10 protein-coding genes are annotated in these 10,887 nt (G+C 62.4%); 9 read left to right on the top strand and 1 reads right to left on the bottom strand.

What is annotated here, in order from left to right:
* The 7 genes from APH35_RS17780 to APH35_RS17750 all read left to right on the top strand — a co-directional run.
* On the top strand, positions 1-355 hold a 355-nt coding region (locus APH35_RS17780; RefSeq protein ID WP_374701343.1), incomplete at its 5' end, for an alpha/beta fold hydrolase.
* Complete coding sequence (gene bioC, locus APH35_RS17775; RefSeq protein ID WP_012270165.1) at positions 348-1,166, top strand: malonyl-ACP O-methyltransferase BioC; 819 nt, start codon at positions 348-350, stop codon at positions 1,164-1,166. The genes APH35_RS17780 and bioC, both read left to right, overlap by 8 nt.
* Positions 1,167-1,176: 10 nt before the next feature.
* The gene (bioD, locus tag APH35_RS17770; protein WP_012270166.1) at positions 1,177-1,857 is read left to right on the top strand and encodes a dethiobiotin synthase; all 681 of its coding nucleotides are present in this window, start codon (positions 1,177-1,179) and stop codon (positions 1,855-1,857) included.
* A 142-nt stretch (positions 1,858-1,999) separates the two neighbouring features.
* A complete protein-coding gene (locus APH35_RS17765; RefSeq protein WP_012270167.1) occupies positions 2,000-2,296 on the top strand; it encodes a hypothetical protein in 297 nt (98 codons plus the stop codon).
* Positions 2,297-2,585: 289 nt separating this feature from the next.
* Positions 2,586-4,391, top strand: a complete 1,806-nt coding sequence (locus tag APH35_RS17760; RefSeq protein ID WP_012270168.1) for a phenylacyl-CoA dehydrogenase — start codon at positions 2,586-2,588, stop codon at positions 4,389-4,391.
* Between the two features lie 183 nt (positions 4,392-4,574).
* On the top strand, positions 4,575-5,858 hold the full coding sequence (locus APH35_RS17755; RefSeq protein ID WP_012270169.1) for a GGDEF domain-containing protein: 1,284 nt from the start codon (positions 4,575-4,577) through the stop codon (positions 5,856-5,858).
* 124 nt (positions 5,859-5,982) lie between these two features.
* A complete protein-coding gene (locus APH35_RS17750; protein ID WP_060515208.1) occupies positions 5,983-7,761 on the top strand; it encodes an acyl-CoA dehydrogenase C-terminal domain-containing protein in 1,779 nt (592 codons plus the stop codon).
* Between the two features lie 368 nt (positions 7,762-8,129).
* Here APH35_RS17750 and APH35_RS17745 read toward each other — a convergent pair whose 3' ends face one another.
* Positions 8,130-9,053, bottom strand: a complete 924-nt coding sequence (locus APH35_RS17745) for a LysR family transcriptional regulator (protein WP_012270171.1) — start codon at positions 9,051-9,053, stop codon at positions 8,130-8,132.
* A gap of 209 nt (positions 9,054-9,262) precedes the next feature.
* Between APH35_RS17745 and APH35_RS17740 the strand changes: the two genes are divergently transcribed.
* Together APH35_RS17740 and APH35_RS28425 are read left to right on the top strand one after the other, a co-directional pair.
* Positions 9,263-10,543 (top strand): aspartate aminotransferase family protein, encoded by a 1,281-nt coding sequence (locus tag APH35_RS17740; RefSeq protein WP_012270172.1) that lies wholly within the window; start codon positions 9,263-9,265, stop codon positions 10,541-10,543.
* A 152-nt stretch (positions 10,544-10,695) separates the two neighbouring features.
* Positions 10,696-10,854: a YqaE/Pmp3 family membrane protein gene (locus APH35_RS28425; RefSeq protein WP_003177654.1), complete on the top strand. Its 159-nt coding sequence runs from the start codon at positions 10,696-10,698 to the stop codon at positions 10,852-10,854.
* Positions 10,855-10,887 lie beyond the last annotated feature (33 nt).

The raw sequence follows: 10,887 nt of genomic DNA, 5'->3' as shown, positions 1-10,887 counted from the left end.
CCTCAAGCGCTTCCGTACCTTGTGCAGCGATGGCGCCCTGCAACCACGCACCCTGCTGCGCCAACTGGGTGTCGGCGTGCCGGACACCGACCCGCTGTACCTGGCCACCGGCCTTGAGGTGCTGGCCAAGCTGGACACTCGCGAAGCCCTGCAGGCCTATGGCGGCCCGCAGTTGCACCTGTTCGCCGGCAGCGATGCGCTGGTGCCGGCAGAGGCGGCGAAGGCCTTGAGCGAGCTGTTGCCCGATGTGGAAGTGGGCCTGGTCGAAGACAGTTCCCACGCCTTCCTGTTGGAGTACCCGCAGGAGTTGGCGGCGGGCATCAAGAGTTTCCTGCATGAGAGTGGCGATGACTGATCTTTCCCGTCCGACCCTACCCGGTGCATTGCCCGACAAACGCCAGGTAGCGGCTTCGTTCTCCCGCGCGGCAGCCAGTTACGACAGCGTGGCTGCCTTGCAGCGTGCGGTAGGTGCGAACCTGCTGGAGCAGTTGCCTGCAGGCCTGCAGCCGTTGCATTGGCTGGACCTGGGCAGCGGCACCGGCCACTTCAGCCGCATGCTTGCTGAGCGTTTCGCCCAGGCCAGCGGCGTGGCGGTGGATATCGCCGAAGGCATGCTGCGCCATGCCCGCCATGAACAGGGCGGGGCGCAGTATCACGTGGCTGGCGACGCCGAGCGCCTGCCGCTGCGTGATGGCAGTGTCGACCTGGTGTTTTCCAGCCTGGCGGTGCAGTGGTGCGACCAGTTCGCCAGTGTGCTGGCCGAGGCGCAGCGCGTGCTGCGCCCAGGCGGTGTGCTGGCCTTCAGCAGCTTGTGCGTGGGCACCCTCGACGAACTGCGCGCCAGTTGGCAAGCGGTAGATGGGCTGGTGCATGTGAACCGCTTCCGCCGGTTCGAAGACTACCAACGCCTGTGCGCGGCCAGCGGCTTCGAACAGCTTGAGCTGCAGCGCCGCCCGCATGTGCTGCATTACCCGGACGTTCGTAGCCTGACCCACGAGCTGAAGGCTTTAGGGGCACACAATCTGAACCCTGGGCGCCCTTCCGGCCTCACCGGCAGGGCGCGCATGCAGGGCTTGTTGCAAGCCTATGAGGCATTTCGCCAGCCTGCGGGGCTGCCAGCTACCTATCAAGTGGTCTATGGTGTGTTGCGCAAGCCACAGGCGTAAGGGGAACACGATGAGCCAGGCCTATTTCATTGCCGGCACCGACACCGATGTCGGCAAGACCACCATCGCCGCCGGGCTGTTGCATGCGGCGCGCTTGCAGGGCATGAGCACGTTGGGCGCCAAGCCGGTGGCCTCTGGCTGCACGATGACGCCCAAAGGCTTGCGCAATAGCGATGCCCAGGCGCTGATCGACGAAAGCACGATCAAGTTGCCCTACGAGCAGGTCAACCCGTTTGCCTTCGAGCCTGCAATTGCCCCACATGTGGCCGCGCGCGAGGCGGGGGTGACGCTGGCGGTGCCAGAGCTGTTGGCGGCTATGCGTAATGTGCTGCAACAGCATGCCGATTTCACCTTGGTGGAAGGGGCCGGTGGCTGGCGCGTGCCGCTGTCGGGCCTGGAGAACCTGTCCGACCTTGCCATTGCCCTGCAGTTGCCGGTGATTCTGGTGGTAGGCGTGCGCTTGGGTTGCATCAGCCATGCCTTGCTCAGCGCCGAGGCCATAGAACGTGACGGGTTGCAGCTGGCGGGTTGGGTGGCAAACATCATCGAGCCGCGTACTTCACGGCTGGAAGAAAACCTGGCCAGTCTGGCTGAACGCTTGCCGGCGCCTTGCCTGGGGCGGGTGCCCAAGTTGAAGCAGGCCAGCGCCGATATGGTGGCTGAGCATTTGCAGTTGGACCTGCTGGATTAGCCGTTTCCAGGCCTGGTTCTTTTGCGGGAATACCCCAGGCCTATCGACTGGCACCAGGCCATTAGGGATTTAAACGGGCCTTTTCACGCCTGGCCTGCTTTAATTGGGGCTGTTCGTCATCCAGCGTCAATGGAGTCCTGACATGGAAATCACCGGTAGCTCCGCTTATTACGCGGGCCTGAGCGCAATCCAGGCCGGCCAGAGCCGCGTCGATCAGGCCGCCGCCCAGATCGCCAACACCACCGCCGAACGTACCGCCACCAGCCAGTCCAGCGATTTTCAGGCCGAACGCCTGCGCGCGGTCGACCGCAGCCAGCAGATGGACATGGCCACCAGCATCGTGCAACAGGCAGTGGGCAAAACCGAAGTCGAACTTGGCGCAAAAGTGGTCAAGGCATCCGACGAAATGCTCGGCCGGATCATCGACACCTACGCCTGAATTCTCGGCGTTTCCCCTGCATCGCGACCCACCCCTGTGGGAGCGAGTTTGCCCACGAATGCGTTTGACCAGATACCTCTGTTTTCTGGGCGGGCCTATTCGCGGGTAAACCCGCTCCCACAGGGGTTTTTGTCATGCGATGGCATATTTGCCATTTTTCGCGGCGTAAATGGCACCATAGTCCAACCTTGACAGAACGCGGTGCTAAACGTAAGTTTCAAACAACTGTTTGATAGACGGCCGCCAAGAGCTGGTCACCCCCACAGAACTGACCCAGAGGTTCATCGCAATGCCTGATTACAAAGCCCCCTTGCGTGATATCCGCTTCGTTCGCGACGAGCTGCTTGGCTATGAGGCGCACTATCAGAGCCTGCCGGGCTGCCAGGACGCCACGCCCGACATGGTCGACGCGATCCTCGAAGAAGGTGCGAAGTTCTGTGAACAAGTGCTGTCGCCGCTGAACCGTGTGGGTGACCAGGAAGGCTGTACCTGGAGCGAATCGGGCGTTAAAACCCCGACCGGCTTCAAAGCGGCCTACGAGCAGTTCGTCGAAGGCGGCTGGCCGAGCCTGGCGCATGACGTAGAACATGGCGGCCAGGGCCTGCCGGAATCGCTGGGCCTGGCCCTGAGCGAAATGGTCGGTGGTTCGAACTGGTCGTGGGGCATGTACCCAGGCCTTTCGCATGGCGCGATGAACACCATTTCTGCGCATGGCACCCATGAGCAGCAAGAGACCTACCTGACCAAGCTGGTGTCCGGTGAGTGGACCGGCACCATGTGCCTGACCGAACCCCACTGCGGTACCGACCTGGGCATGCTGCGCACCAAGGCCGAACCACAGGCCGACGGCAGCTACAAAGTGTCGGGCACCAAGATCTTCATTTCGGCCGGTGAACACGACATGGCCGACAACATCGTCCATATCGTCCTGGCCCGCCTGCCGGACGCACCGGCTGGCACCAAAGGCATTTCGCTGTTCATCGTGCCGAAGTTCCTGCCTAACGCCGAAGGCGGCGTGGGTGAGCGCAACGGCGTGAGCTGCGGCTCCATCGAACACAAAATGGGCATCCACGGTAACGCTACCTGCGTGATGAACTTCGATGCTGCCACGGGCTACCTGATCGGCCCGGCCAACAAAGGCCTGAACTGCATGTTCACCTTCATGAACACGGCTCGCCTGGGTACCGCGCTGCAAGGCCTGGCCCACGCCGAAGTGGCGTTCCAGGGTGGCCTGAAGTACGCCCGCGAGCGCCTGCAGATGCGCTCCCTGACCGGCCCGAAAGCACCGGACAAGGCTGCCGACCCGATCATCGTCCACCCGGACGTGCGCCGCATGCTGCTGACCATGAAGGCCTTCGCCGAAGGCAACCGCGCCATGGTGTACTTCACTGCCAAGCAGGTGGACATCGTCAAGTACAGCCAGGACGAAGAAGAGCGCAAGAAGGCCGATGCCCTGCTGGCGTTCCTGACCCCGATCGCCAAGGCGTTCATGACCGAAGTCGGCTTCGAAGCCGCCAACCACGGCGTGCAGATCTACGGCGGCCACGGCTTCATCGCCGAGTGGGGCATGGAGCAGAACGTGCGCGACAGCCGTATCTCCATGTTGTACGAAGGCACCACCGGTATTCAGGCCCTCGACCTGCTGGGCCGTAAAGTGCTGATGACCCAGGGTGAAGCACTGAAGGGTTTCACCAAGATCGTGCACAAGTTCTGCCAGGCGCAGGAAGGCAACGAAGCGGTCAAAGAGTTCGTCGAACCGCTGGCGGCCATCAACAAGGAGTGGGGCGAGCTGACCATGAAAGTGGGCATGGCCGCCATGAAGGACCGCGAAGAAGTCGGTGCGGCCTCGGTCGATTACCTGATGTATTCCGGCTACGCCTGCCTGGCCTACTTCTGGGCCGACATCGCCCGCCTGGCGGCTGAGAAACTGGCTGCAGGCACCAGCGAAGAGGCGTTCTACACGGCCAAGCTGCAGACTGCGCGCTTCTACTTCCAGCGCATCCTGCCGCGTACCCGTACCCATGTGGCGACCATGCTGTCGGGTGCCAACAACCTGATGGCAATGGACGAAGAGCACTTCGGCTTGTCGTACTGATCCATCGGCTGTACCAAAAACCCGCCTGCCTTCACCGGCAGGCGGGTTTTTTGCTTTTGGGGTGCTACTGCGAATCCTGTGTAGGCGTGGCCTTGTGTCTGAACTGAATTCAACTGTTCATGTGCACTGCCGATGAAGTAGGGGCACAATGCCATTATTGATCTGCCGGGTTGGAGATTACCCTTGTTTCGTCTTAACGCTGTTCGCGCAAGCCACTTCCTGCCTTCGCTGTTCCTGTTGCTGGCAGGGCTCGCCGCAGCCTATGTGAGAGACCTCAGCGTCTTTTTCACATCGCTGTTCAATGTCTTGCCTACCTTGGTTCTGCTGCTGGGCGGCGCCTACTGCGCGGTGTACCGCCGCCAGCGTGAGCTGTTCATGATGCTTACGGTGTACATCGCCTACTTCCTGCTCGACACCCAGACCGACTTCTACCGTGACCATGGCCGCGTGCGCGAGGACGCAGCGGTAATCTTCCACCTGGTGTGCCTGCTGCTGCCGGCGCTGTTCGGGCTGTATGGCGCGTGGCAGGAACGCACTCACCTGCTGCAGGACCTGGTGGCCCGTGGTGCCGTGCTGTTTGCCGTGGGCAGCGTGGCAGTAGCCCTGGAGCAAAGCTACCCAGAGGCATTGCTGACCTGGTTGGCTGAAATTCGCTGGCCGGCCTTGCATGGCCAGTGGATGAGCCTGATTCAGATGGTATACCCCTTGTTCATCGGCGTGTTCATTCTGCTGGTGGTGCAATACCTGCGCGCACCACGGCCGCTGCACGCCGCGTTGATAACGGGCCTGCTGGGCATTTTCTGGATGCTGCCGCAAACCTTCATCCTGCCGTTTACCCTGAACATCATGTGCAGCCAGGTGATGCTGATGATCGCCGCAGCCGTGGCGCACGAGGCTTATCAGATGGCTTTTCGCGATGAGCTGACCGGCCTGCCGGGGCGTCGTGCGCTGAACGAACGCATGCAGCGCCTGGGGCGCAACTATGTGATCGCCATGACCGATGTCGACCACTTCAAGAAATTCAACGACACCCACGGCCACGATGTGGGCGACCAGGTGCTGCGCCTGGTCGCCAGCCGCTTGTCCAAGGTCACCGGCGGTGGTCGCGCCTACCGTTATGGTGGCGAGGAGTTCGCCCTGGTCTTCGCTGGCAAGACCGCCGAAGAATGCGTACCGCATGTGGAAGCCGTGCGTGAAGTCATCGCCAACTACGTGATGCATCTGCGCGACCAGCATAACCGCCCGCAGGACGATACGGCCGGGCGTCAGCGCCGCGCTGGCAGTGGCGGCGGCACGGTCTCGGTCACCATCAGTATTGGCGTGGCCGAGCGCCATGCCGATCATCGCAACCCCGAGGCGGTGCTCAAATCCGCCGACCAGGCGCTATACAGCGCCAAAGGTGCGGGGCGCAATTGTGTCATGGTGCATGGGCAACAATCGCAGCGTGGGGCCGTGCGGACGGCGTGACCGAATAAGACTGTATGGTCGAGTGATGACCCTATGTCTCGTAAAAGTTGTTCGGTTACACTGCCAGTAACCCCAGTGTCGCGGTTCCCCGAGACCGCCCCGACCCGACTAGCGAGAGGTTGTCATGGCTGACTATAAAGCGCCCCTGCGCGACATGCGCTTCGTACTGAATGAAGTCTTCAACGTGGCCGAGCAGTGGGCGCAATTGCCCGCGCTGGCCGAGGTTGTCGACGCCGACACGGCCATGGCCGTGCTGGAAGAAGCCGGCAAAGTCACCGCCAAAACCATCGCGCCGCTTAGCCGCGCCGCCGATGAAGAGGGCTGCCACTGGGACAATGGTGCAGTGCGCACCCCAGCTGGCTTCATCGAGGCCTACAACACCTATGCCGAAGGCGGCTGGGTGGGCGTGGGCGGCGATCCGCTGTTCGGTGGCATGGGCATGCCCAAGGCCATCTCGGCGCAGGTCGAGGAAATGGTCAACGCTTCCAGCCTGGCCTTCGGCCTGTACCCGATGCTGACCGCTGGCGCCTGCCTGTCGATCAACGCCCACGCCAGCGAAGCCTTGAAGGAAAAATACCTGCCGAACATGTACGCCGGTGTGTGGGCAGGTTCCATGTGCCTGACCGAGCCACATGCCGGTACCGACCTGGGCATCATCCGCACCAAGGCCGAGCCCCAGGCTGATGGCAGCTACAAGGTCAGCGGCACCAAGATCTTCATCACCGGTGGCGAGCACGACCTGACCGAGAACATCATCCACCTGGTGTTGGCCAAGCTGCCAGATGCACCGGCGGGGCCAAAAGGCATTTCGCTGTTCCTGGTGCCGAAGTTCCTGGTCCATGAGGACGGCAGCCTCGGCGCGCGCAACCCGGCCACCTGCGGTTCGATCGAGCACAAGATGGGCATCCAGGCCTCGGCTACCTGCGTGATGAACTTCGACGAGGCGGTCGGCTACATCGTCGGTGAGCCGAACAAGGGCCTGGCGGCCATGTTCACCATGATGAACTACGAGCGCCTGGGTGTTGGCATCCAGGGCCTGGCCTCGGCCGAACGCTCCTACCAGAACGCCGTGGAGTACGCCCGCGACCGCCTGCAGAGCCGCGCCCCGACCGGCCCGCAAGCCAAGGACAAGGCCGCCGACCCGATCATTGTCCATCCAGACGTGCGCCGCATGCTGTTGACCATGAAGGCGCTGATCGAGGGTGGCCGCGCCTTCTCCACCTACGTGGCCATGCAGCTGGACAGTGCCAAGTACAGCGAAGACGCCAACGTACGCAAACGCAGCGAAGAGCTGGTGGCACTGCTGACGCCGGTGGCCAAGGCGTTCCTCACCGACCTGGGCCTGGAGTGCGCGGTGCACGGCCAGCAGGTATTCGGCGGGCATGGCTATATCCGTGAGTGGGGCCAGGAGCAGCTGGTGCGTGATGTGCGTATTACGCAGATCTACGAAGGCACCAACGGTATCCAGGCGTTGGACCTGATGGGGCGCAAGGTGGTGGCCAGCGGTGGGGCGTACTACCGCTTGTTCTCCGACGAGATTCGCCAGTTCATTGCCAGCGCAGATGGCGCACTAGACGAATTTGCCAAGCCTTTGGCGGTCTGCCTCGACCAGCTCGACGGGTTGACCGAATGGGTGCTGGAACAGGCCAAAGGTAACCCGAATGAAATTGGCGCGGCTTCGGTCGAGTACCTGCATGCTTTTGGCTATGTCGCGTATGGCTACATGTGGGCACTGATGGCGCGGGCGGCCAAGGCGGGTGAGGGCGATGAGGCGTTCTACTCGGGCAAGCTGGGGACTGCGCGGTTCTACTTTGCGCGCTTGCTGCCACGGGTGGATTCGCTGGTGGCTTCGGTGAAGGCGGGGAGTGAGTCGCTGTACCTGCTGGATGCTGAGCAGTTCTGACAGATCTTGGGGCCGCTTTGCGGCCCATCGCGACGCAAGGCCGCTCCTACAGGGCGCAAGGCTTATGCGGTCCTTGTAGGAGCGGCCTTGTGTCGCGATGGGCTGCGCAGCAGCCCCAATTCCCGGTGTGTCTGGGAATAGGTCCTCTTTGTAAGCTTTTTCCTACACGACGTGGTGACTTTTCACCACTGGTCTCAGATTGGATCCACGGTTAATCTTTACCACATGGACGTTGCGCAGGAAGCGCAAAGGACAGATCAAGGAAGACGACGAAGGACCACCTGCCAGGATGGCGGGGCGATACGGATGTCACAGGGAAACAGTCTGGAAAACCCCGCTTCGGCGGGGTTTTCTTTGTGCGCGTTTTTTCAGGCCAGCACATCCAGCGGTGACGCCCCCAAAAGGCGGGCATCGGTCTCTTCCTCCAGCAGCGTGCGCAACAACTCCACAGAGGCCTGCTGGCGCTGGGCATCGCGGAACACCAGGCCAACCTTCAGCGGCACGCGCGGCTCGCTCAACGGCTTCCACAGCAGCCCCTGGTCATCTTCGGCGGCCTCCTTGGCCCGCCCCGGCAGAATAGTGGCCAGCGCCGTGTGCGCCAGGCTGTCGAGAATCCCCGCCATGTTGTTCATCTCGGCCTGTACCTGCGGCCGTCGGCCCTGACTGGCCAGCTGCGCCTGCCAGATCTGTCGGATCTGGAACTCCTCGCCCAACATCAGCATGGGCAGCTCGGCGGCCTGGCGGATGGACACCTTCTTGAAGTCCTTCAATGGGTGGGTATCGGGGATCACCAGTTGCAACTCATCTTCGTACAGCAGCAGGCCATGCAGCCCTGGCTGGCGCGGCGGCAGGTAGCTGATACCGATGTCCAGGCTGCCGTTGAGCAAGCGCCGCTCGATCTCCAGCCCTGACAATTCGTAAATCTGCACCACCAGATGAGGCTGAGCCTTGCGCAGCCGTTCAAGCAGCTGCGGTACCAGGCTGGGGCGCACGGTTTGCAGCACACCGATGGCCAAGGTACGCAGCGACTGGCCTTTGAAATTGCGCATGGCCTCGTGAGCACGCTGCAGGCCGTCGAGCAACGGCAAGGCATGGTTGTACAGGGTGTGGGCGGCCAGGGTCGGTAGCAGGCGCTTGTTGCTGCGCTCGAACAGGCTCAGGTCGAGGCTGTGCTCCAGCTGACGGATCTGTTGGGAAAGCGCAGGCTGGGACAGCGACAGGCGTTCGGCGGCACGGCCCACGTGGCCTTCTTCATACACCGCGACGAAATAACGCAGTTGGCGGAAATCCATAAGTAACGCTTATCAAAAATGCTGGAAAAACGAAATGGTCGAAAACCCTTGTGAAGCCTAGTCTATCGCCGTATTCCAAAGGGTTACAGCGATGAATAGGTCGATTGTTACCCCGGATGAAAAACACTTTTGATAGGCAAGGCAAAATATCGAGTGTCGGCGACAAGACCGCACCGTGCCGCCCTTTACCGTGATTGGTTGGAGCCCTGATGAACCTGTTCAACCTGCGCCGCTCGGCCCCTGCCGCCGTCGCCGAGCCTAAGCGTGCGCCGGTGATCGTGCCGCAAGCTTCCGAGCTGTCGCGTGATCGCCTGATGCCCAGTGCCGAGCGTGCGGCGCAGGTATTCGTGCGTGGCCAGGGCTCCTGGTTGTGGGACAACGAAGGGCACGCCTACCTGGACTTCACCCAAGGCGGCGCGGTCAACAGCCTGGGCCATAGCCCCAGTGTGCTGGTAAAGGCATTGGGTAACCAGGCCCAGGCGCTGATCAACCCAGGCTCGGGTTTCCACAGCCGCGGCCTTTTGGACCTGGTCAATCGCCTGTGCCAAAGCACCGGCAGTGACCAGGCCTACCTGCTCAACAGCGGTGCCGAGGCCTGCGAAGGTGCGATCAAGCTGGCGCGCAAGTGGGGCCAGCTGCACCGCAACGGTGCCTATCACATCATCACCGCCAGCCAGGCCTGCCATGGCCGCAGCCTGGGTGCGCTGTCAGCATCCGACCCGCTGCCGTGCAATCGCTGCGAACCGGGCCTGCCCGGTTTCAGCAAGGTGCCGTTCAATGACTTGGCGGCGCTGCACGCGGCGGTGGACTCGCGCACCGTGGCAATCATGCTGGAGCCGATCCAGGGCGAGGCGGGCGTTATTCCGGCTACCCAGGAATACCTCAAGGGCGTGGAAACGCTCTGCCGCGAACTGGGCATCCTGCTGATCCTCGATGAGGTGCAGACCGGTATTGGCCGCTGTGGTGCGCTGCTGGCAGAAGAGACCTATGGCGTGCGCGCCGACATCATCACCCTGGGCAAGGGCCTGGGCGGTGGCGTGCCGCTGGCCGCCTTGCTGGCCCGGGGCACGGCGTGCTGCGCCGAGCCTGGTGAACTGGAAGGCAGCCACCACGGCAATGCGCTGATGTGCGCCGCCGGCCTGGCTGTGCTGGGCACCGTGCTGGAGCCTGGCTTCTTCGCTCAGGTGCAGGACAACGGCCGCCACCTGCGTGAAGGCTTAAGCCGCCTGGCCGGGCGCTATGGCCAGGGCGAAGTGCGCGGGCAAGGCCTGCTGTGGGCCTTGCAACTGAAAGAAAACCTGGCCCGCGAATTGGTGGCGGCCGCCCTGTACGAAGGCCTGCTGCTCAATGCACCACAAGCGGATGTAGTGCGTTTTTCGCCAGCGCTGACTGTGAGCAAGGGCAACATCGATGAAATGCTGTTGCGCCTGGCCCGCGCCTTTGCCCGCCTGCATGCCCAGCAGCAGGCCCGCCGCGAGATGCCGGCGTAGCTGTTTAGCAAGACCGAGAATTCTACGAACCGTCTGGCGTTCCTGCGCATCGCCCCTGGCCTGTTTCATTCGGCCCGGGGCGTTTTTTTTTGCCTGTGGAACCTCTGTGGCGCGCGGCTAGTCTTTGATGTAACCCTTCAGGAGAGACTCGCATGGACTTTATCCGCATCATTATCGCCATCCTTCTGCCACCGCTGGGTGTGTTTCTGCAGGTGGGGTTCGGCGGAGCATTCTGGCTGAATATCCTGCTGACCTTGCTGGGTTACATTCCGGGGATCGTGCACGCGGTCTATATCATCGCCAAGCGATGAGGTTTTCCGGGGCCGTAAAGCGGCCCCAAACTC

Origin of the sequence: Pseudomonas sp. NBRC 111132, assembly GCF_001320565.1 — a bacterium.
Lineage (GTDB): Bacteria > Pseudomonadota > Gammaproteobacteria > Pseudomonadales > Pseudomonadaceae > Aquipseudomonas > Aquipseudomonas putida_P.
The sequence above is the reverse complement of the archived record's forward strand: the minus strand, read 5'-3'. Positions and strand labels throughout refer to the sequence as shown.

Bases quoted from the DNA above. Each gene is read 5' to 3' on its own strand.
- bioC (WP_012270165.1), top strand. From the start codon at position 348: ATGACTGATCTTTCCCGTCCGACCCTACCCGGTGCATTGCCCGACAAA.
- bioD (WP_012270166.1), top strand. From the start codon at position 1,177: ATGAGCCAGGCCTATTTCATTGCCGGCACCGACACCGATGTCGGCAAG.
- APH35_RS17765 (WP_012270167.1), top strand. From the start codon at position 2,000: ATGGAAATCACCGGTAGCTCCGCTTATTACGCGGGCCTGAGCGCAATC.
- APH35_RS17760 (WP_012270168.1), top strand. From the start codon at position 2,586: ATGCCTGATTACAAAGCCCCCTTGCGTGATATCCGCTTCGTTCGCGAC.
- APH35_RS17750 (WP_060515208.1), top strand. From the start codon at position 5,983: ATGGCTGACTATAAAGCGCCCCTGCGCGACATGCGCTTCGTACTGAAT.
- APH35_RS17745 (WP_012270171.1), bottom strand. From the start codon at position 9,053: ATGGATTTCCGCCAACTGCGTTATTTCGTCGCGGTGTATGAAGAAGGC.
- APH35_RS17740 (WP_012270172.1), top strand. From the start codon at position 9,263: ATGAACCTGTTCAACCTGCGCCGCTCGGCCCCTGCCGCCGTCGCCGAG.
- APH35_RS28425 (WP_003177654.1), top strand. From the start codon at position 10,696: ATGGACTTTATCCGCATCATTATCGCCATCCTTCTGCCACCGCTGGGT.